We start from the raw sequence: 22248 nt of genomic DNA, 5'->3' as shown, positions 1-22248 counted from the left end.
TTTGCAGGTCAAACGAATAGCAAGGAGGCGAGATGCCCAAGCCCGTAGTCGCCGTGGTCGGCCGTCCCAACGTCGGCAAGTCCACGCTCGTCAACCGCATCGCGGTGAGTCGCGACGCCATCGTCCACGAGTCGCGCGGCGTCACGCGCGACCGCTCCTACCACGACGCCGACTGGAACGGACGCGACTTCACCCTCATCGACACCGGCGGCATCGAGTCCGTCAAGTCCAAGGACGTCTTCGCCCCGCGCATTCGCGAGCAGGCCCTCATGGCCTGCGAGGAGGCCGACGTCATCGTCTTCGTGGTCGACGGCACCACCGGCGTCACCGACGAGGACGAGGAGGTCGCCCGCATCGTCCGTCGCGTCGACAAGCCCGTCTTCCTCGTCGTCAACAAGAAGGACGACCCCTCGCGCGAGCAGGACGGCCTGTGGGACTTCTACTCCCTGGGCGTCGGCGAGCCGCGCCCGCTCTCGGCCGGTCACGGCCACGGCACCGGCGACCTGCTCGACGACATCGTCGCCGCCTTCCCCGAGGAGGTCGAGGAGGAGCCCGAGGAGGACATCCTCTCCCTGGCCATCGTGGGCCGCCCCAACGTGGGCAAGTCCAGCCTCGCCAACCGCCTCGCCAACAAGAAGCGCTCGATCGTCTCGGACGTCGCCGGCACCACGCGCGACGCCATCGACACCGTGATCGAGTGGAAGGGCCAGCCCATCAAGCTCGTCGACACGGCCGGCATGCGCAAGAAGACGCAGGTCCACGAGGACGTCGAGTACTACAGCCTCGTCCGCGGCCTGCAGGCCATCGACCGCGCCGACGTGTGCCTGCTCGTCGTGGACGCCACCGTGGGCGTCACCGAGCAGGACCAGAAGGTCGCCGGCATGGCCATCGACCGCGGCTGCGGCCTGGTGCTCGTGCTCAACAAGTGGGACCTCGTCGAGACCGAGCAGCAGCGCGACGAGATCGTGGCCTCGATCAACAAGCGCCTCGCCTTCGCGCCGTGGATCCCCACCGTCAACGTCTCCGCGCTCACCGGCCGCGCCACCGACAAGGTCCTCGCGCTCGCCGTGCGCGCCGCCGAGGCCCACGCCTCCCAGACCAGGACCTCCGAGCTCAACGACCTTCTCGCCCAGATCCGCGAGGGCGGCCACACCCGCTCCGAGAAGGGGCGGCGCCTCAAGATCCAGTACGCCACGCAGACTGGCTCCAAGCCGCCCGTCTTCACCTTCTGGTGCAACGCCCCCGACCTCGTGGACGACAACTTCGAGCGCTTCCTCGAGAACCGCCTGCGCGACCGCTTCGACCTCACGGGCACGCCCGTGCGCCTGAAGTTCCGCCGCAAGTCCGAGGGGGGCGACCGCGCGTGAGCGAGCTCGCCGTCTGGACCGTCGTCTTCACGGCGGGCGCCTACCTCGTCTGCGGCATCCCCTTCGGCCTGATCGTGGCCATGGCCATGGGCCACGTCGACGTGCGCACCGTGGGCTCGGGCAACATCGGGACCACCAACGTCGCGCGCTCCGTGGGCAAGGGGGCCGCGGGCCTCACGCTGCTGCTCGACGCCGCCAAGGGCCTCGTCTGGATGCTCGTGGCGCGCTGGGCCATCGCCGCGCTCGCCCTCGGCGGGGACGCGGCCTCCCTCGACCACACCACGGTCTTCGGGACGACGCTCTCCTGCGTCTTCCTCGGCTGCATCCTCGGCCACGTCTTTAGCCCCTACCTGCGCTTCCGCGGCGGCAAGGGCATCGCGGTGGGCTTTGGCGCGGCGCTCGGGCTCTACTGGCCCATCGGCGCCGGCCTGCTCGCGCTGTTCCTTCTGCTCGTGATCCCCACGCGCTACGTCTCGCTCGGCTCGGTCGCGGCGGCGGCGTCGCTGCCCGTGTGGTGCGCGGTCTTTGGCTTCCCGCCCGTCTCGATCGCGCCGGTCGCCGTGGCGGCCGTGGTCGTCATCTGGTCGCACCGCGACAACGTCCGCCGGCTCGCCCACGGCGAGGAGCGTCGCTTCTCGTTCCACAAGAAGGGCGAGAAGAACGACCCCGTCGAGAGGGAGGCCAGGTGAGCGCGCGCGTGGGCAAGGTCGCCGTCATCGGCTCGGGGTCGTGGGGCACCGCCATGGCGGGGCTTCTCGCTGCCCGCGCCGGCGAGGTCGCCCTGTGGTGCCGCGACGCCGCGCTCGCCGACGAGCTCAACGCCACCCGGAGAAACCCGCGCCACCTGAGCTCCTACGAGCTGCCCGCGCCGGTCCGCGCGACCCACGACGCGGCGGACGCGCTCGAGGGGGCCGAGGTCGTGGTGCTCGCCGTGCCCTCTGCCTACCTGCGCCCCACCTGCGCGCGCATGGCCTCGCTCGTGCCGCCCGAGGCGCCGGTCCTGGTGCTCAGCAAGGGCGTCGAGCTCGGGACCCACGAGCTCATGCTCGACGTCGCGGCCGACGAGCTCGGCGGACGTGGGCGCGTCGCCGTGCTATCGGGCCCCAACCACGCCGAGGAGGTCTGCCTCGGCAAGCTCTCGGCGGCGGTCCTCGCCTCCGAGGACCCCGAGGTCGCCCTGCGCCTCCAGCGGCTGCTCGTGAGCCCGTCCTTTAGGGTCTACGTCTCGCAGGACGTCACCGGCGTCGAGGTCTGCGGCGCCGTGAAGAATGTCGTGGCCATCGCCTGCGGCGCCGCCGTGGGCTTTGGTGCGGGCGACAACACGCTCGCCGTCATCATGACGCGCGGCCTCGCCGAGATCGGCCGCGTGGCCGCCGCGCTCGGCGCCGACCCGCTCACCCCGATGGGCCTCGCCGGCATGGGGGACCTCGTGGCCACCTGCACCTCCCGTCACTCGCGCAACCGCACCTTCGGCGAGGCGCTCGCCCGCGGCGAGACCCTCGAGGCCTTCGAGGCGCGCGAGCACGTCGTCGTCGAGGGCGTCCGGGCCGCGGAGAGCGTGCTCGCCCTCGCGCGCGCCCACGGCGTGGAGGTCCCCATCACGAGCGCCGTCCACGCGGTCCTGCACGACGGCGTGGACGTCCAGGAGGCAACGGACATGCTGCTCGGGCGACGCCCGAGCGAGGAGTTCTACGGAATCTCGACACAGGAGAAGGAGAGCAACTGATGCTCGAGGAGATCAAGATCGCCCCGTCGGTGCTCGCCGCCGACTTCGCCCGCCTCGGCGCGGACGTGGCCGACGTCGCCACGGCAGACCTCATCCACTTCGACGTCATGGACGGGCACTTCGTCCCCAACATCAGCTTCGGGCCTGACGTGCTGCGCGCCGTGAAGGCCTCGACCGACCTGCCGGTCGACGTCCACCTCATGGTGTCCAACCCCGAGGTCGCGGTCCGCGGCTACCTCGACGCAGGCGCCGACATGGTCTCGTTTCACTACGAGGCGGCCACGCACGCGCACCGCATCGTCTCCTACATCCACGACCGCGGCGCCAAGGCCGCCGTGGCCATCAACCCCGCGACGCCCGTCTGCCTGCTCGAGCCGCTGCTCGGCGAGCTCGACATGATCCTGGTCATGACCGTCGACCCCGGCTTCGGCGGCCAGGCGCTGATCGAGAGCTCCCCGCGCAAGCTCCGTCGCCTGCGCCGCATGTGCGACGAGCACGGCGTGAACCCGCTCATCGAGGTCGATGGCGGCATCACCGAGGCCACGGCGCCGCTCGTGACGGCCGCCGGCGCCAACGTGCTGGTCTCCGGCAGCGCCGTCTTCGGCGCCGCCGACCGCGCCGCCGCCATCGCCGCCCTGCGCGCCGCCGGCCAGTCCGGCGTCTCCAAGATGGCCTAGCCCATGACGGGAAGAGCCGTATATCTCGACCACGCCGCGTCCTCGCCGCTGCGCCCCGAGGCGCTCGCGGCCGAGCGCGCCTACGACCAGAGCGAGGTCGCGGGGGCCAACCCCAACTCGCTGCACACGCTCGGGCGCGCCGCGGCCCGCGAGCTCGACGGGGCGCGCCGCGCGCTCGTCGGCGTCCTCGGCGGGCGCTTCCGCCCCTCGGACGTGACCTTCACCTCCGGCGGGACCGAGTCCAACAACCTCGCCGTGATCGGGCTCGCCGAGGGCGCGCGCGGGCGCGAGTCCCGCAGGCGCCGCGTGGTGCTCTCCGCGATCGAGCACGACTCGGTCCTCGACCTCGTGGGGCCCCTGCACGAGCGCGGCTTCGAGGTCGACCTCGTCCGCCCGAGCCGCGAGGGGATCGTCGAGGCGGGCGCCCTGGAGGCCGTCCTCGACGGGGACTGCGCGCTCGTCTCGGTCATGTACGCCAACAACGAGACCGGCGTCATCCAGCCCGTCCCCGCGCTCGCGCGGGCGGCCCACGCCGCCGGCGCGCTCTTCCACACCGACGCCGTCCAGGCCCTCGGTCACGTGCCGCTGGAGCTCGCCGACGTCGACGCCGTGAGCGTGGCCGCCCACAAGCTCGGCGGCCCCGTGGGCGTGGGCGCGCTCGTCTGCCGCGGGCGCGTGCCGCTGCGACCGCTCTCCTTTGGCGGCGGCCAGGAGCAGGGCCGGCGCGCCGGCACCCAGGACGTTCGCGGGGCGCTCGCCTTCGCCGCGGTCTCCGAGGCCTGCCACGCGGGGCTCGACGCCACGCGCGAGCTCGTCGCGGGCCGCGCCGAGAGGCTCGTCGGGCGCCTCTGCGCCCCCGGCACCGGCATCGTGGCAACGGTCGCCTCCCGCGTCGACCGCTTGCCCGGCATCGTGAGCGTCATGGCCCCCGGGCTTGACTCCGAGACCATGATCTTGGCCCTCGACCAGGCGGGCTTTGAGGTCTCCGCCGGCTCGGCCTGCTCTTCTGGCTCCCTTGACGCGAGCCACGTCCTTCTCGCCATGGGCATCCCCCGCGAGGAGGCGCTCGGTTCCCTGAGGATCTCCTTCGACGAGCGCGTGGACGAGGGCGACCTCGAGCGCTTCGCCGACACGCTCATCACCATCGTCGCCGAGCGCGGGGGCGCCCGCGCGCGGCGCCCAAGAGAATAAGGACAGAGATGACTGAAGCAACCGCCCTCATGAGGCTCCAGGAGCTCGACCTCGAGCTGCTCAAGTGCGCCTCCTCGCTCGCATCCATGCCGCAGCAGGCGCGCCTCAAGACCATCGGCCTGGCCGCCAGGAAGGTCGCCAGCGAGCTCACCGGCATCGTCGGCCAGCGCAAGGACGCCGAGCTCGAGCTCGCCGACACCCGCGCCGACCTCGCGCACTATCGCGAGAAGACCGCGGAGGTCCAAGCCCTGGCCGACGCCGGCGGCCACACCCACCGCGAGATCCGCGACTTCGAGCAGCAGCTCACCTCGCTCGCCAAGCGCATCGAGAAGTGCGAGTTCCAGATCGGCCCGCTGACCGAGCGCCTGGAGCGCCTCGAGCGCGCCGAGAAGAACGCGCGCCTCACCGCCGAGCGCCTGGAGGGGGAGCGCGCGACTACCGAGTCCGCGCTCACCGAGGGCTCCAAGGCGCTGCGCTCCCGCATCGTCGAGCTCAGCCGCGAGCGCGAGCGCGCGGCTGAGGGCGTCTCGCCCGAGCACCTCGCCGCCTACGAGAAGGCGCGCAAGCGCTTCAAGGGCCTCGCGGTGGAGCGCCTGGCGGGCAACGTGCCGAGCGTCTGCCGCGTGAAGCTGCAGCCGAGCTCCTTCCACGACCTCGCCCACGGCGACGAGATCACCGAGTGCCCGTACTGCCACCGCATCCTCATCACCTCCGAGGAGGGTCAGGCGTGAGCGGCGGGTCCGCGCGTGCGGGGGAGCGCCGGCCGCGCGTCCTTCTCGCCGTGTGCGGGGGCATCGCCGCGTACAAGGCCTGCGAGGTGCTGCGGGGCCTTCAGAAGGCGGGCTGCGAGGTCCGCGTGACCATGACCGCGGACGCCGAGCGGTTCGTGGGCGCGGCAAGCTTCGAGGCGCTCTCCGGCTCTGCGGTGGCAACCTCGCTCTACGGCAACCCCGGCTCGCCGATCCCGCACATCGAGCTCGCCGAGTGGGCGGACGCCGCCGTGGTGGTCCCCGCCACGGCCAACGTGATGGCCAAGATGGCCTGCGGCATCGCCGACGACTGCCTCACGACGACGCTTCTGGCCTGCTGGGGGTGCTGCCCGGTGCTGGTGGCCCCCGGCATGAACGTCCACATGTGGCAAAGCCCCGCCACGCAGGCCAACGTCGCCCGCCTGCGCGAGCGCGGCGTGCGCTTTTCCGGCCCCGACAGCGGGCGGCTGGCCTGCGGGGACGTGGGCGAGGGCAAGCTCGCGGCCGTGGACGAGATCGTGGCCGCGGCGCTCGCGCTTCTTTCACCGCGCGACCTCGCCGGGCTGCGCGTGCTCGTGAACGCCGGGCCCACGCACGAGGCCATTGACCCGGTCCGCTACATCGCCAACCGCTCCACCGGCAAGATGGGCTACGCGCTGGCGGAGGCTGCGGCCCGCCGCGGGGCGGAGGTGACGCTCGTCTCCGGGCCCACCGCGCTCGCCACGCCCGCGGGCGTGACCCGCGTGGACGTGGAGAGCGCCGCGCAGATGCACGACGCGATGGTCGCGGCCTTCGAGGGCGCCGACGCCGCGATCTGCAGCGCCGCCGTGGCCGACTACACGCCCGCCGCGCCGGCCGACCACAAGCTCAAGAAGTCTCGCGAGCACCTGGACTGCGTGCCGCTCACGGAGACGGCGGACATCCTGGCCGACCTCTGCGAGCGCAAGGGGGAGCGCGTCGTCGTGGGCTTTGCCGCCGAGACCAACGACCTTCTCGCCCACGCGACCGAGAAGCTCCGCCGCAAGGGGGCCGACCTCATCGTCGCCAACGACGTGAGCCGCCCCGAGTCCACCTTCGGGGCCGACACCAACCGCGTGGCGCTGGTGAGCGCGGCAGGCGTGGAGCAGCTCGAGACCATGCCGCTGGCGGACGTGGCCGACGCGATCCTCGACCGCGTCGCCGCGCTCTGCTAATTGGGTGCTAATTGGGGACGTGTTATTTCGTGCAGACGTTTTGGGACAGGTTATTGCGTGGTGGCGAATGCCGCAGACGTCACGTTTCAGTTGCCGCCCACCTGCCCGATAACCTGTCCCAAAACGTCTGCACGATATAACACGTCCCCAAATGACAGGAGCGAAGATGCCCGACCTCAGGATTGGCTGCCACCTCTCGACGTCGGCGGGGTATGCCGCGATGGCGGCCGACGCCGTGTCCATCGGCGCCACCACGTTCGCGTTCTTCACGCGCAACCCGCGCGGCGGCAACGCGCGCGAGCTCGATGACGCCGACCTCGCCGCGTTTCTCGCCACGCTCGAGGAGCACCGGATCGGGCCGCTCGTGGCGCACGCGCCCTACACCATGAACCTCTGCTCCGCCAAGCCCGAGACCGTCGAGTTCGCGCGCCGCGCGATGCGCGAGGACCTGGCGCGCATGGAGCGCCTGCCCGGCCACCTCTACAACTTCCACCCCGGCGCCCACGTCAAGCAGGGCACAGGCGAGGGCATCCGCCTCATCTGCGAGGGGCTCAACGAGGTGCTGGTCCCGGGGCAGGCCACGACGGTGCTGCTCGAGACCATGGCGGGCAAGGGCACCGAGGTCGGGCGCAGCTTCGAGGAGCTCGCGCGCATCATCGACGGCGTGGAGCACGACGAGCTGCTGGGAGTGTGCCTGGACACCTGCCACGTGGCCGACGCGGGCTACGACATCGTGGGCGACCTCGCCGGCGTGCTCGACGAGTTCGACCGCGTGATCGGGCTCGAGCGCCTGCAGGCGCTGCACCTCAACGACTCCAAGAACCCCTTGGGCAGCCACAAGGACCGCCACGAGAGGATCGGCGCGGGGACGCTCGGCCTCGACACCTTCCGGGCCGTGGTCCGAGAGCCACGCCTGGCCGGGCTGCCCATGGTGCTGGAGACCCCGCAGGCGGGGCTCGACGGCTGGGCGGCCGAGATCGCGCTGCTCCGCGGCCTGGCGGCGGGGGAGTAGCGGACGCACGCCCTTCTCGGCGTGACGCCCCTCTCGGCTGGTCGCGGCGTTACCTACTTCTAAACCATGTGGCAACGGGCATCCAGCGCCGGATTATCTCGCCGAGACCCTCGTTGCCACATGGTTTTGAAGTAGGTAATCGCATGGGCCCGGCCGGTCGCGCGCCAGGCGAGAATAACGCGCGGCCCGTATACTATCGACGGAAAGACACGGGAGGTCGGCATGGGAATCCTCATCGGCCTTGAGCACGTGGGCCACGAGTGGCCCGGCAAGCGCGTGCTCGAGGACCAGACCATAGGCATCAACGAGGGCGATCGCATCGGCATCGTCGGGCGCAACGGCGACGGCAAGTCCACGCTGCTGGAGATCGTGGGCCACGTGCTCGAGCCCGACGCGGGCGCCGTGACCTGGCGCCGCAACCTCTCCGTGGGCTACCTCGGCCAGGCGGACGACCTCGCCGACGCCGACGCCGTGCGCCGCGCGATCTTTGGCGACGTGCCGGACTACACCTGGGCCTCGGACGCTCGCATCCGCGCGATCCTGGACGAGCTCGTGGGCGACCTCGACCTCGACGGTGCCGTCGGCGAGCTCTCCGGCGGCCAGCGTCGCCGCGTGGACCTCTGCCGCGTGCTCTGCCACACCTGGGACGTCGTCCTCATGGACGAGCCCACCAACCACCTTGACCTCGCGGCCATCGAGTGGCTGGCCGAGCACCTGCGCCGCCGCTGGCCGGCGGGGGAGGGCGCGCTTCTGGTGGTAACGCACGACCGATGGTTCCTCGACGAGGTCTGCGAGCAGATGTGGGAGGTCCACGACCGCCACATCGAGCCCTTCGAGGGCGGCTACTCCGCCTACATCCAGCAGCGCGTCGAGCGCGAGCGCCAGGCGGCCGTCATGGAGGAGCGCCGACAGAACACCCTGCGCAAGGAGCTCAACTGGCTCGCGCACGGCGCCAAGGCGCGCACGAGCAAGCCCAAGTTCCGCGTCGAGGCGGCCCGCGCGCTCATCGCCGACGACCCGCCGCTCAGAAACCCGCTCGAGCTCAAGCGCCTCGCCGTGAGCCGCCTGGGCAAGCAGGTCATCGAGATGTCCCACGTGAGCTTTGCCTACGGGCACGGCCCGCGCGTGATCGAGGACGTGGACTGGCTCATCGGCCCCGGCGACCGCTACGGCATCCTCGGCGCCAACGGCGCGGGCAAGTCCACGCTGCTCGCGCTCATGACGGGCGCGCTCACGCCCACGTCGGGCACCGTGAAAATCGGCGCGTCGGTGCGCTTTGGCTTCATGAGCCAGCACCTCGACGCGCTGGGCGAGAAGGACGACTGGCGCGTGCTGGAGGTCCTCGGCCGCTACAAGCGCAGCTACCTCGTGGGCGGCAAGATGCAGAGCCCCACGCAGCTCATCGAGCGTCTGGGCTTCGAGCAGCGCGAGCTGCAGAACTTCATTCGCGACCTCTCCGGCGGGCAGCGCCGGCGCCTGGCGCTTCTGTGCGTGATCCTCGAGGAGCCCAACGTGCTCGTGCTCGACGAGCCGGGCAACGACCTCGACACCGACATGCTCGCCGTGATGGAGGACCTGCTCGACAGCTGGCCGGGGACGCTCTTGGTGGTCTCCCACGACCGCTACCTCATGGAGCGCGTGACCGACGACCAGTTTGCGCTGCTGGACGGGCACGTGCGCCACGTTCCCGGCGGCGTTGACGAGTACCTGCGGCTGCTCGCGGCGGCCGAGAAGGGCGCAGGGTCGGCGGGCTCGGCGCCTGCGGCCGCGGGGGCAGGTACTTCTCGCCCGGAGGCGGGGGCGGTGGCCGCTGCGGGCGGCGGGCTCACCAACCAGGAGCGACGCGAGCTCAAGAAGCGCTTCGACGCGGTGGCGCGCCGGCTCGAGAAGACCGCCGGCGACCCCGACCGGCTGCGCGCGGAGATGGGATCTGTGGACGCGAGCGACTACGCCGCGCTGATGGCCGCGCAGGAGGCGCTCGACGTGTGCCTGGCGGAGCGCGCGGCGCTCGAGGACGAGTGGCTGGAGCTGGCGGAAAGGCTGGGGCTGGACGTGTAGGGGGCGGCGTGCGCCGGCCCGCACTTCTCGCGCGACGCCGGGAGCAAGCCCGCACTTCTCGCCTCAGCACATCAAGTGCGGGCCGGCGCGCATTGGATGCGCGCACTTCTCGGCATATGGCGAGAAGGACCGCGCACTCGATGCACAGTGGACCCAAAACCGCCCGCACTCGATGTCCGCACTCATGAGTGCGGGCGAGAAGGGCGGTCGCAGTCGCTGGCTCAAGCACCGACGCGCAGTTCACTACCGGAACGCCGCGGTCAGCCCCTCGCAGCGGTCCGCAAAGACGGGGGCGAACAGCTCGACTTCTGACCGCGGGCAGCCCAGCCGCATCGCCGCGGTCTTCCAGCCGCCAAGCGCCCGGAGAACCCGAGAGACGCACCCCGCGGCCTCGCGCTCAGAGAGCCCGCATATGGGTGCCAAGGCGCGAAGCCCCTCCACCTCGGCGGAACCGACCTCGCCAAAGACGCCTGTGACGCGAGGCTCCGAGAGCGCAGGGTTTGGGTTGACATCAAAGCAGGGGGCAAGCCTCCAAGCATGCCCCATACGGACGAGCCCGATGTTCCTGAGATGGTCATCTGTGTTATGAATCGGATAGACGTCAACCGACGGGATCATGACCTTCTCCTCACGCGCTGGGGAAGGGCGCGATCGGCGCGGATGCGGCCGATCTCGGTCTCGTACGGGTCGGTTGCCTCGGTCACAAGATCGAGGATACCAAGCGTGCGACACACGTTGAGAAAGGTCGCAAAGCTCACCGTGGGGTCTGCGTTCTCGATGCGCGAGAGCGTGCTGCGAGACACGGCGGCCTTCACCGCGACCTGCTCCGCAGTAAGGCCGAGCATCTTGCGCCATGTGGCCAGGTTCTCGCCTATCTGCTGGGCAGCGAGCATGGTGCGCATGGGAATTGGCCGCTTCATATCATCCTAACGTCTTGATTATGTGTCTCTATGTAGGTTAATGTAGCATATTTCAGACGTTATTCTCAGCTTCATAGAGTGCCCAGCATGACATGTGAGACGGAACGGCACCTCGTGGTTGGCAATACCGTCACATACAGCATGCCCGACGAAGAGGGCAGGCGAGAGGGACGCGGTACACTGAGCGCACGGGCGCGTCAAGTGCACTCCGCATGAGAGCGGGACGGACACCCGAGGGCATCCGTCCCGCCTTGGTCGAGAGGGGCGATAAGATCGCGCGACCTACTCCCTGGTCTCCCAGTTCATGAGGACGGCGCAGAGCTCGGAGCGGGCGATCGCGCGCCCGGGCTCCAGCAGCCCCTGGCCGTTGCCGTTGAAGACGCCCTCGGCGACGGCCCAGGACATCGCGTCGGCGGCCCAGCCGGAGACGGAGGCGGCGTCGCCGAAGCGCGAGAGGTCCGCGCGGGCGGAGACGTCCTCGCCGGCCGCGGCGGCCCGGTTGTAGAGCACGCAGGCCGCCTGCTCGCGGGTGAGCTCCCCGGCGGGCGCGAAGGACCCGTCGCCGTTGCCGTTGAAGATCCCCTCCGCCAGCGACCAGGCCACGGGCCCGGTGTACCACTCGTCGGCGGGCACGTCGGCCGGCAGCGCGGACTCGTCGACCTCGAGCGCGGGCTTGCCCGCGGCATTCCAGAGCACCGCCGCGGCCTCGGAGCGCGTCACGAAGCGGTCGGGCCCGAAGGTCCCGTCTCCGTAGCCGGTCATGACGCCGCCCGAGATCGCCCAGTCCACGGCCGCGTGGTACCACTGGGACTGGTCCACGTCCGGGTAGGGCTCGCTCGGGCAGAGCGCGCCGCCGTCGCAGGCGAAGGTGACCGTGATCGTTACCGAGCCGGCCGGCTGCCGGTACGTCCAGGTGCCGTCGCCATTGTCGGTGACCTCGACGGGCTCGCCGTCCTTGTCGGTGACCTCGACCGTGTCCACCACCTTGCCCTCGTCGGGCTCGGGCGTGATCGTGACCTCGTCGCCCTGCTCGGGATAGCGCGGGTCGGTCGTGACGGTGCCGCCGCCCCCGGGCACCACGATCTCGGGTTCGTAGGTGGGCGCCGAAGGCACGTAGGCCAGCGCGAGGCCGTCTTGCTGAGTGGTCACGTAGTACGCGCCGCTGTCGCTCGTGAAGCTCGCGCGAGAGGTGCCCGCGACGTCGCTCGCCGCGTTCTCGTCCGCCTTCGCGAACAGGCCCGGCGCCTTCTCCATGGTCACGCCGATCCTCGACCCCTCAGCGGGCTTCGCCAGGAGCGTGACCGTGGCGCCGGAAGGAACGTACAGGTTCCCGGACGTGTTGCCGGTGACGGATATGGCCGCGGGCAGGTTGCTGTCTTCACCGATCTTCACAACGCCGCCCGCGTAGACGCCTCCGGCAACCGGCGCGGAGTTGCCGGTGATGGCCCCGCCGTAGAGGTTGAACGTGCCGGCGGAGCTACCTGCGGCCTCTCCCACACGCGAGCCGAGCAGCCCGACCGAGAGATCCGCGTCAACGTCGCCGCCGTCGACCTCGTTCCAGTCCGTGATTTCGGCGCCTCCCACATATAGTGGGTTGGGCACGGGCGTCGCGTCCGTGGCGGAGCGCACCGCCACGCCGCCGCCACGCGTCGAGGCCGTGTTGCCGGAGATCGTCCCGTCGTACATGTTGAAGGTGCCGCCGCCAAAGACGTAGACGCCCCCGCCGTAGCCGAGCACTCCCTCGCCCGCGGCCTGGTTGCCGGTGATGGAGCCGCCGCTCATGTTGAGCGTGCCGTAGACCGCGATGCCGCCCGCGTAGGCGTACTTCGTGCCGGTGGTCGTGTCCGTGTAGGAGAGGCCCTTCCTGCCGCTGATGGAGCCGCCGCCGACCGAGTCGGTGAGGTTGAGCGTAGACCCCTCCGTCACGATGAGCGCGCAGTCTTCGGCATCCAGCGTGTGACCCTGCAGGTCGAGCTCGACCGTCGCGCCGTCCGCGTCGTTGCCAATGTAGAGGCTCGTGGTCTTGAGGTTGGTTCTCCCGTTCTCCTTCTTGAGATCGGCGATGGAGAGGTCGTCGGTCAGCCTGTACGTGCCCTTGGTGAGCATGACGGCCTCGAAGTCATCGTTCTCCTCGAAGGTCTTCTTGAGAAGGGCGTTGAGGTCGTCCTCGGCCGGCTCGTCATCGTCCGCGACCTTCTCGAAGGTGCCGGAGACGGTGACGTTGGAGGCGGGCATCTCAAAGGCGTAGGTGCCGTCCTCGTTCGGGGTCGCAGTCACGACCTCGCCGTTGGCGCCCTTCACCATGACCGACGCCGTCTCATAGCCCTCGTTGGGATCGGGCGTGATGGTGACCGTCGTTTCCGCCTCGGCGGTTGAATGGGATGCCGAGAAGGACCCGTTCTCGGCGGGTTCAACGGTCACGGTGTACGTGAGCGGCTCGGGCTCGGGCACTGTCACCGTGACAGCCTCGGACGTCGCAGTCATACCGTTGTTAGTCGCCGTCAGCACGAGACTGTACGTTCCCGGCTTGAGACCGGTCAGCTTGTAAGACGTTTCGTTCGTGTTGGGCGAGAAGGGGGAGCCGTTGATAGGCTTGCCATCAAGCGTGACCGCAAGGCTGTACTTCGTGATGGCCGCGCCGTTGTTCTCAAGCGTCCAGGTGACGTCCACCGTGCTCTTGTCGCCATTGTACGTGGCGCTGAAGGTGGAGAACACGGGCGTGATGGGGACAAACTTGGCGGAGACGGTCACGTGTGCCGCGGGCATCGTGAAGGTATAGGTGCCGTCGGTCTGGAGTGCCGGTGTGATGGGATCACCGGTTGCAAGAATGACGTTGAGAGCATCGAGCTTAAAGCCCTGGCTGGGAGTGACCGTAACGGTGACGGTATCATTCGCGCTTGCCGTCTGCACGTCCGTCTCGACGGAACCGTTTTGTGCCGGGGCTGCCGTGACTTGGAACGTCTCGGGCTTCGGGCTCGTATAGACCACGGCGTAGCAGGCGGATGCCCCCTGGACGTCGAACGTAATGCCCGTGTCCGTCTTCGTCACGCCATCGAGCTTAGTCGCGGCGCCGTTCTCGATGCGATAGACGTCGAAGGTGCCCGTCGTCTCTATATCCTTGGAAAACTCCCACGTGGCCTTCGCCGACGCCGCGTTGGTAGCGGCGGTGCCGCCTACGGAATTGAGAGGGCTGAGGTCAAAGGCGTCAAGACGCTGCGAGCCGTCAGGAAGATTCTCGAGGGCAGCGTCGACCGAAGTAACCTCATCTTCCGAAAGCTCGTCATGCACCCAATAGGTGCCGTCCGTACCCTCGGCCATCACGTCGACGACCTTGAGCGTGAGGGTGAGGACGAGGTAGTCCCCGTCATCCGGGAGCTGCGCCTCGACCTCGACCGTGGCGGACTGGCCAACGGAAGCCGATAGGAACCCGAGCCTGACAACCGTGTTGTTCCAATTACGAGACGTTAGGATTCCAGCGTCGTCGTTTTCCTCGCTCACGTCCGTAATCTTTGCTCCGTCCAACAGTGAAGAAATATCATAGGAAATCGCCCTGGCGTAGGAGCTCTCCGACGCAGGCACCAGCAGGGTGTCTCTTTTCGCGATCGCCCTCTTGGTCGTGATCGTCTGCACGATGGAGGATTTGAACAACTCCGCGGTGGCACGCTTCGTGATGACGAGTGAGTAGGCCGTTTCGGGCGTCAGGCCCTCGTATTTCAAATAGGAGCCGTTGTCAGACGCAAGATCGATAGGATCGCTGCCCAGCCTCAATTCATAATCGTATGTATCAAGCTTAAGATGTTCTTTTCGCAGCGAAAGAGAGTTGTGCGTCAGGGTCATATCCGATTCACGCACCGTGGCCACGTACGTACGAGCGGGGATCGGAATCTCCGTGACGGCGTCGGCGTCATTCCCCGCAGAGGCGTAGCAGGCATACAGCGACTGCGGCTCCTTGCCATAGTCAGAGATGAACTCCGTGATGCTGAGCTTGTTGTTTGCAACGACGATCCGGTCAGTGCAGCTCTCGTCCTTGTAGAGGTTCACGCCCTCAGGGACGGTCAGCGTCTCATTGAAGTAATCAATCGTAAAGCCATCAGGATTGGGAGACAGACTCGGAAGCATTGCCTGCGCCCCCTCAGAGGTCACCTTGCTAGTCTCTTCGCCCGCAGACCAGTTCACCTGCAGGGTGAAGGTATAGGTCTCGCCGGGCAGCAGCGCAACACCCGACTCGCCCGTGACGACCTCGCACGAGGTCACGTCAGCACTTTCGGAGCTCCAGACCTCGACCGACGAGCCCTCGTCCGCCTGCGCATAGATCACGTAACCGGTGATGTCGGCGCCGTTGGTCACGGGCCGCTCCCAGGAGAAGCCGACGCGCACGGACTCGTATCCTGCGCCCTCGGGCTTTGCCTGAACGTAGAGGGTCGGGGCAATGGGCTCGGCGGAATCGGTCGTGACGCTCTGCTCTGCCACCCCCGAGCGGAAGGTGGACGTCTCGTTGCTTGCCTCGACGCGCATCTCGATAGAGTACTTCGTAGCGGGGGAGAGGCTGCCAAACGTGATGGTGGCTTGCCCGTCACCCGTCTCCGTCTTGAGCACGCGCCCGCCCGCGAGCAGGCGGTAGGACACGCCCTCTGTGCCCACGAAGCTGACGCTGTCAGACGTCACCGTAATCGCCTCGTCGGTCAGCGTGGGGGCCTCCGGGCGCGCCGGGATGGTAATCGTGGTCACGGACTCCGTGTCCGTTGGGTCAGCCGTCGCGAAGCGGGCGTAGAGGGTAGCGCCGCTCGGGTCGATGAACTCGCTTATGCTGATGCTTGTCTTGGACGAGTTCTTGTTGAGGCAGTCCGTGCAGTTGCTATCGCTGTAGAGGTGGACGCCGCTCGGGAAGGACAGGGTCTCGTTCACGTAGTCGATTCTAAAGTCGTTTGAATTGGGCGCCTCGGACAGCGTCGAGAAGGACGCGGGCGCGCTGACGTTGTCAGAGGGATCCTTCTGTTGGAAGACGTAGGTCGTGCCGGGCGCGAGGTTCCCAAACGTCGTACCGTCCTGCCATTCATCCGTTCCGACGAGACGGTATTCGTAGTCCACGCCCTTCTCGTTGAGCGTGATGCTGTTCTTGGTACGGCTGCCAAGGGTCGGCGCGGCTACCGGGTTCGAGGAGCTCACGAGAACCGCGTCACTCGTCACGCTACCCTCGAAGAATCTCTCGCCGGACACGACGCAGGTGATGACCTTGCCGTTATCGGCGTCCGTGAGAAGGTAGGTGCGTGAGGTGGCACCGGAGACTTCCTCACCGTCGCGCTGCCACGCAAAGGTCAGGCTGTCAGCGGGGTTCGTGACGGCGCTTGCCGGCGCAAGCTCGTTCAGGTTGAGATTCAGCACCGTGCTTACCGAGGCTGTCCCGTTGCTCGCACCGGTGATGCTGACCGCGCCGGAGAGCGTGAGCCTCGGGGTGGTAAAGAAGCTGTGGACGCCAGCCTGGGAAACGGTGAACCGTGTGCCGCCGATCAAGGCGTCGGTCAGAGGGGAGTCACCGAAAGCCATCGCCGCGCTCGACTGCTCGGAAACGCCCGTCCTCGCCACCGAGGCATAGCCGTATCCGAGCTCGCCGATGGTCTCCGAGCCAATCGTCACGGCACCCGGCGTCTCCATCGGGTAGACGGAGTACTTGTCGCTGCCGTCCGCGATCACCATGGTGTCCTGCACCAGGTTGGTGCCCTCCACGCTCACGGTGTCGGCGTAGACGGCCATGACGCCGGACTTGGCGCTGATGGTGGGGGAGCCCTTGATGGTGACGGTGCAGCCGCTCAGCAGCCCGGCGGCGTCGGCGAGGTCGCGCTCAGGCGCCGAGCCACTGTCGAGCCCCAACACGTTGAGAAGCGTGCCAAGAAGACCAACGTCGGACGAGCGACCCCAGGTGATGTCGCCCGCGCCCACCTCGATCTCGACGCCATCGACGTCACCGCCGGCACTCTTGCTTGAGCTCGCGCCGATGGCGGCGGAGCGGACGCTCGTGGCGGTGACGTCGCTCTTGCCGGAGATGATGATGCTCAGCGCCGGGCGATAGTTTTCCAGAAGCGATTCAGAGAGCCGCGGCATGCCGATGGCCGCGCCGTACGTGCTCGCCGCCTCGACGACGCTGTCCTCGATGGTGATGGACGGTGACGTAATGCCGAACTTCGAGAAACCGGATTGTCCGTATGCGGAGTCGTTGGGACCGATGGCGGCATCATGGTCACTTTTCGCGTAGACCTCGGAGCCTTCGATGGTCACCCTCTCAAAGATTCCGCCGAGACACCCATAGCCGCTGGTCACCTCGATGCCGGAGACGACGCTGCCCTTAATCGTGATGGTCTCCGAGTTTCCCAGCACCGTGGCACTGCCGTTTCCCCCCACGTCCGCATCAAAAGAGATCTGGGAGTCGTCAATCGTGATGAACGAGCCGTGAAAGGCGTCAAAAGTGACGGTTTCGTACGAGGGATATTCGAACGAGTTGATGTGCCCGACGCCGTTGATGGTGGAGCTCTCGATGGTCAGCTGCGGGGAAACGATTGCGCTGCCAAGATAGGTCTTTCCAAAGCTTACAAAGGCATCCCTGATGGTCATGGTGGCGGCCCTCAGTGAGCTTTCGACGGAGAGGTTGCCCGAGAACGTCACGCTGCCCTTCTCGTCCTGCGACGCAAACCCAAGGTCGAGGCGGGACGCGTCGTCCGCAGCGCGCACCGTGTAGGCGGCATCGTCGAACTGGAGCTGATTGACGGCGCAATCGCCGTCGTAAACAATCTCACACGTGTCTTCATCGTAGTCGAGGAAGAGGCTGCTCTCAGTCCGGAAATCTTGGAGCATAAGGCCGGCGATGTTGGAGCTCACGCTCAGGTGGAGAAATCCGTAGCTGACGCCCGACGTGCCTCGCACCGTAATATGGGCTTTTCCATCCTCAGGTGAAATGATGAGATGCTTCGACGTGCCCGACGGCGGCTCCATGCACCTCGTGAAGTCGAGGATCGCGTCACCCTCCGGCTTCACTGAGAAATGTTCGACTTTCTCGAGGTCGGTGAACCGGTACGTCGTGGTGCCGGTGACCCAGTCGGTCGACACCTCGTACCCCTCCGAACCCGCGGCATACGCACTCGCGGGCATGATGCCCAGACACAGCAGGGCGGCACCCAGCATCAGAAGCAGACGTTTTCTCATAAGCCACCATCCCCTCGGCCGACGTACGCCCGTCAGGCATAACTGTTCAACCAAAAGTATCGGCGAGGGTGGGGGGTGAGCACATCACCCGATTTACGGACAATTCGGGGGGCGGAGCCAAAAACTCCCACCGACGGCGCGCCCTTCTCGTCCCGCGAAGTCCTTCTCGGCACGTTCTTCTCGGCACGTTCTTCTCGGCACGTTCTTCTCGCCCCGCGACGCGCCTCCGCTCCGTTCTCCTCGAAGAAATCGCAGTTGGGTACGTTAACAGAGCCCATGGACTGCGATAATTTCGCGGAGAATCGCGCAGACGAGAAGAGCGGTCGACCCCGCCCGCCTACGCCAGCATGAACCGCTCGAGGTCCCTGCGGCGCGTGACGCCCAGCTTGGAGAACGCGGAGGAGAGGTAGCTCTTCACGGTGTGGGCCGAGACGCCCAGGTGCTCGGCGATCTCCTGGTTGGTCCAGCCGCGCGCGGCGAGCATCGAGGCCGCAAACTCCGTGGTGGTGAGGTTGTCCGCCACGTCCTCGCCGGTCGCGGGGTTGTGGACGCGGCGCCAGCCCGCCGAGAAGCGGTAGGTGATGTCGATGATGCGGCGGAAGTCCTCGGGCCACGCGGGCTTGATCACCGCCTCGAGCATGCCGCCGAGAAGGCCGTGGTGCTCGGCGAAGGGCTCGACGAGGTCGTCCGGGCGGGCGAGCTCCCACGCGGCGAGCAGGTGCTCGCGGGCCTCGTCTGCGCGGCGCAGGGACATCAGGTCCATGATGGCAACGAGGTGCAGGTAGACGGTGGGGATGGGGTAGGTCTGCCCCTGCATCACGAGCGCGGTCTGCGCGATGCCGAGGCTGTGGGCATAGTCCCCGTCCAGGTAGATCGCATGCGCCTGCACGTAGCACGCGAAGGCACGCAGCCCCGGGGGCAAAAGCGGCAGGACGTCGCGGGGCTCCGGGACCTCATCGGGCGCGGGGAGGTGGAGCAGGACGCTCGCCGCCTGCGCGACGAAGCCCTCGGCGGCGCGCAGGCGCGGGTCGCGCTCCGCCGCGTGCGCGGCCGCTCCGCGGGCGCCCTCGAGCGCGGCGAGCGCGCGGTCGATGCGCCCGAGCGGAAGGTTGGCATAGGCGCAGATCAGGCAGGCCGAGAGGCGCACGCCGAGGTCGTCGTCTTCCATGTGGGGTGCCGCCAGGTCAACGGCGTCGCCGTGCCGGGCGGTGAAGTAGGCGAGCTCGGCGAGGGCGACGTCGCGAAGAGGCCCTCCCTCCAGGGACTCGACGTACTCGCGGGCATGGCCGGGCGAGAAGGACGAGCTCGTGAGCGGCATGAGGGCGGCGCTGAGGCGCGGCGCGGGACGGCTCGCGGGGGACGGGGAGGCGGCGCGGCGCGGGTCGTCCGGCTTGGGCGCGGCGGCGGGGATGCGCCACGCGCGGCCGAAGCGCTCGGCGCCCGGGACGCGACCCTCGGCGCAGAGGTGCTGGACGCGGCGCTCCGAGACGCCCCAGCGGCGCGCGGCCTCGCCTGCGGTGATGAACTCCATGACAACCTCCCGTTGACGCTGCCAGCATAGCAGAGGAGCTGTTCGCCAACGCGAACAGTTTGACAAAAGGCTCCGAGAGGAGCGCGCTGCGCGTCCGCTTGCCGCCCCGACCGCTCGCCGCGCGGCATGACTGAGCGCGCCGGCGCGCGGGAACGATGACCCTAACGGCGAAAGGGGATCCATGGGCGGGAGCTGCTACGACGTCATCGTCATCGGGGCGGGGGTCTCGGGGTGCGCGATCGCCCGCGAGCTCTCGCGCCGGCGGGTCAGCGCCTGCGTGCTCGAGGCGGAGGAGGACGTCTGCTGCGGCACGTCCAAGGCAAACTCCGCGATCGTGCACGCCGGCTTCGACGCGGCCACGGGAACCCTGATGGCGCGCCTCAACGTGGAGGGCTCGCGCCTCATGGGACCGCTCTGCGAGGAGCTCGGCGTGGACTACGAGCGCATCGGGTCGCTCGTGGTGTGCGTCGCCAGGGCGGAGCGCCGCGGGCTCGACGCCCTTCTCGCCCGTGGACGTGCAAACGGCGTCCCCGGCCTGCGCATCGTTGAGCGAGAAGAGCTGCGGGGCCTGGAGCCCAACGTCGCGGAGCCCGCCGTCGCCGCGCTCTGGGCGCCCACGGGCGCGATCGTGAACCCCTTCCAGCTCACCGCCGCGCTGGCGGAGACGGCGGCCGTGAACGGCGTCGAGTTCAGGCTCTGCTCGCCCGTGACGGAGGTGGCGCGCCGCGCCGACGGGCTCTGGGACGTTGCCACGCCCGCCGGCGCGCTCGAGGCCCGCGTGGTAGTCAACGCCGCGGGCGTCCACGCCGACGAGCTGCACAACCTCGTCTGCGCGCCGGACGACCGTCTGGAGATCTTTCCCCGGCGCGGCCAGTACCACGTGCTCGACGTCACGGCCGGCGCGCACGTGCGGCACACGGTCTTTGCGCTGCCCACGCGCCTGGGCAAGGGCGTGCTCGTGACGCCCACCACGGGCGGCAACCTGCTCGTGGGCCCCACGGCCGAGGACATCGACGACAAGGACGGCGTCGACACCACGGCAGACGGCCTCGCCGAGGTGATGCGCAAGGCGGCGCTCACGGTGCGGGACGTCCCGTTCTCCGAGCGCATCCGTACCTTCGCCGGGCTGCGCGCCCACCAGCCGGGGCACGACTTCGTCATCGGCGAGGTCCCGGGCGCGCCGGGCTTCGTGGACTGCGCTGCCATCGAGTCCCCGGGGCTCTCGGCCGCGCCCGCGATCGGCCGCATGGTGGCCGGCATCGTCTGCGAGCTGCTGGGCAACCCGGCCGAGAAGGACGAGCTGCTCCCGCGGCCCGCGCCGATCCCGGACGTCGCGCGCCTCTCGCCCGAGGCGTGGTCGGCGCTCGTGGAGGAGCGCCCGGAGTACGGGCGCGTGGTCTGCCGCTGCCGCACGGTCACGGAGGGCCAGGTCGTCGATGCCGTCCGACGCCCCCTCGGCGCGCGCTCGCTCGACGGCGTGAAGCGGCGCGTGGAGGCCGGCATGGGCCGGTGCCAGGGCGGGTTCTGCTCGCCGCGCGTGGCGCAGATCCTCGCGCGCGAGCTGGGCTGCGACCTCGCCGCGGTGACGCTGGCCGGGCCGGGCAGCGAGCTCGCCGTCGGCGCGGACAAGGACGCCTGGGCCGGGGCACCGGCGCCCGCCGGAGAGGGGGAGGCGCGATGAGGCGCTACGACGTCGTGGTGGTGGGCGGCGGCCCGGCGGGCCTCGCCGCGGCGGTGGCAGCGCGGGCCGGCGGGCGGTGCTCCGTGGCCGTGGTCGAACGCGACGACGCCCTCGGCGGCATACTCAACCAGTGCGTGCACAACGGCTTTGGCCTTGTCACCTTTGGCGAGGAGCTCACGGGCCCGGAGTACGCGGCGCGCTGGGCGGACGCCGCGCTCGAGGCCGGGGTGGAGGTCCTTCTCGGCAGCATGGTCCTGGACGTGTCCGCGGGGCCGGAGGGGCCGGGCGTCACGTGCGTGAGCGCCGAGCGCGGCGTCGAGCGGCTCGAGGCCGGCGCGGTGGTGCTGGCCATGGGCTGCCGCGAGCGTCCGGCCGGGGCGCTGGGGATACCGGGCTTTCGACCCGCGGGCGTCTACACCGCCGGCTGCGCGCAGCGGATGGTCAACTGCGAGGGGCTGCTTCCCGGGCGCGAGGTCGTGATCCTGGGGTCGGGCGACATCGGGCTCATCATGGCGCGGCGGCTCACGCTGGAGGGCGCGCACGTGGCGTGCGTGGCCGAGCTCATGCCGTACTCGAGCGGGCTCAAGCGCAACGTGGTCCAGTGCCTCGACGACTTTGGCATCCCGCTTCTGCTCTCGCACACCGTGACGCGCGTGGAGGGCCGGCGGCGCGTGGAGGCCGTCGAGGTCTCGCGCGTGGACGGCGCCGGGCGGCCGATTCCCGGGACCGAGGCGCGCTACCCCTGCGACACGCTGCTGCTCTCGGTGGGCCTGCTGCCGGAGAACGAGCTCTCGCGCGCGGCGGGCGTCGAGCTCTCGCCGACGACGCGCGGGCCGGTGGTGGACGACTCCCTCATGACGAGCGTCCCGGGCATCTTTGCCTGCGGAAACGTGCTGCACGTGCACGACCTCGTGGACTACGTGAGCCAGGAGGCAGCACGGGCGGGAGA

Annotated in this window: 15 protein-coding genes; 11 read left to right on the top strand and 4 right to left on the bottom strand. The window is 69.1% G+C overall.

Features of this window, described 5'->3' with window-relative positions:
* Nucleotides 1-32: 32 nt before the first annotated feature.
* The 9 genes from der to B5F85_RS05030 all read left to right on the top strand — a co-directional run bounded on the left by der (nucleotide 33) and on the right by B5F85_RS05030 (nucleotide 9973).
* On the top strand, nucleotides 33-1367 hold the full coding sequence (gene der, locus B5F85_RS05070; RefSeq protein WP_087315029.1) for a ribosome biogenesis GTPase Der: 1335 nt from the start codon (nucleotides 33-35) through the stop codon (nucleotides 1365-1367).
* Nucleotides 1364-2056, top strand: a complete 693-nt coding sequence (locus B5F85_RS05065) for a glycerol-3-phosphate acyltransferase (protein WP_239386706.1) — start codon at nucleotides 1364-1366, stop codon at nucleotides 2054-2056. The genes der and B5F85_RS05065 overlap by 4 nt, the downstream gene beginning before the upstream one ends.
* Nucleotides 2053-3093: an NAD(P)H-dependent glycerol-3-phosphate dehydrogenase gene (locus tag B5F85_RS05060; RefSeq protein WP_255373641.1), complete on the top strand. Its 1041-nt coding sequence runs from the start codon at nucleotides 2053-2055 to the stop codon at nucleotides 3091-3093. Before B5F85_RS05065 ends, B5F85_RS05060 begins: the two co-directional genes overlap by 4 nt.
* Nucleotides 3093-3770, top strand: coding sequence for a ribulose-phosphate 3-epimerase (gene rpe, locus B5F85_RS05055; protein ID WP_087315027.1), 678 nt, complete (start codon nucleotides 3093-3095; stop codon nucleotides 3768-3770). Before B5F85_RS05060 ends, rpe begins: the two co-directional genes overlap by 1 nt.
* A 3-nt stretch (nucleotides 3771-3773) precedes the next feature.
* Nucleotides 3774-4961, top strand: coding sequence for a cysteine desulfurase family protein (locus B5F85_RS05050; RefSeq protein WP_087315025.1), 1188 nt, complete (start codon nucleotides 3774-3776; stop codon nucleotides 4959-4961).
* A gap of 8 nt (nucleotides 4962-4969) precedes the next feature.
* Nucleotides 4970-5692, top strand: coding sequence for a C4-type zinc ribbon domain-containing protein (locus B5F85_RS05045; RefSeq protein ID WP_087315023.1), 723 nt, complete (start codon nucleotides 4970-4972; stop codon nucleotides 5690-5692).
* Nucleotides 5689-6903, top strand: coding sequence for a bifunctional phosphopantothenoylcysteine decarboxylase/phosphopantothenate--cysteine ligase CoaBC (gene coaBC, locus B5F85_RS05040; protein WP_087315021.1), 1215 nt, complete (start codon nucleotides 5689-5691; stop codon nucleotides 6901-6903). The genes B5F85_RS05045 and coaBC overlap by 4 nt, the downstream gene beginning before the upstream one ends.
* Nucleotides 6904-7069: 166 nt before the next feature.
* Nucleotides 7070-7915 (top strand): deoxyribonuclease IV, encoded by an 846-nt coding sequence (locus B5F85_RS05035; RefSeq protein ID WP_087315019.1) that lies wholly within the window; start codon nucleotides 7070-7072, stop codon nucleotides 7913-7915.
* Between the two features lie 222 nt (nucleotides 7916-8137).
* Nucleotides 8138-9973 (top strand): ABC-F family ATP-binding cassette domain-containing protein, encoded by a 1836-nt coding sequence (locus B5F85_RS05030; protein ID WP_087315017.1) that lies wholly within the window; start codon nucleotides 8138-8140, stop codon nucleotides 9971-9973.
* 243 nt (nucleotides 9974-10216) lie between these two features.
* Here the strand turns inward: B5F85_RS05030 and B5F85_RS05025 are convergent, their stop codons facing one another.
* The 4 genes from B5F85_RS05025 to B5F85_RS05010 form a co-directional block, all read right to left on the bottom strand.
* Entirely contained in the window at nucleotides 10217-10591 is a 375-nt protein-coding gene (locus tag B5F85_RS05025; RefSeq protein ID WP_087315015.1) for a HipA domain-containing protein, read from the bottom strand.
* Entirely contained in the window at nucleotides 10588-10893 is a 306-nt protein-coding gene (locus B5F85_RS05020; RefSeq protein ID WP_087315012.1) for a helix-turn-helix transcriptional regulator, read from the bottom strand. The genes B5F85_RS05025 and B5F85_RS05020 overlap by 4 nt, the downstream gene beginning before the upstream one ends.
* A gap of 282 nt (nucleotides 10894-11175) precedes the next feature.
* A complete protein-coding gene (locus B5F85_RS05015; protein WP_087315010.1) occupies nucleotides 11176-18087 on the bottom strand; it encodes an S-layer homology domain-containing protein in 6912 nt (2303 codons plus the stop codon).
* A 337-nt stretch (nucleotides 18088-18424) separates the two neighbouring features.
* Complete coding sequence (locus tag B5F85_RS05010; RefSeq protein ID WP_087315008.1) at nucleotides 18425-19618, bottom strand: helix-turn-helix domain-containing protein; 1194 nt, start codon at nucleotides 19616-19618, stop codon at nucleotides 18425-18427.
* Between the two features lie 181 nt (nucleotides 19619-19799).
* Here B5F85_RS05010 and B5F85_RS05005 point away from each other — a divergent pair, with 181 nt between their 5' ends.
* Nucleotides 19800-21299: an NAD(P)/FAD-dependent oxidoreductase gene (locus tag B5F85_RS05005; RefSeq protein ID WP_087315006.1), complete on the top strand. Its 1500-nt coding sequence runs from the start codon at nucleotides 19800-19802 to the stop codon at nucleotides 21297-21299.
* Nucleotides 21296-22248 (top strand): FAD-dependent oxidoreductase (locus tag B5F85_RS05000; RefSeq protein ID WP_087315004.1); only part of this gene is annotated, 953 nt, incomplete at its 3' end. The genes B5F85_RS05005 and B5F85_RS05000, both read left to right, overlap by 4 nt.

It is taken from the genome of Olsenella sp. An293, from assembly GCF_002159495.1.
In the GTDB taxonomy this organism is placed as follows: Bacteria; Actinomycetota; Coriobacteriia; order Coriobacteriales; family Atopobiaceae; genus Thermophilibacter.
The sequence above is the reverse complement of the archived record's forward strand: the minus strand, read 5'-3'. Positions and strand labels throughout refer to the sequence as shown.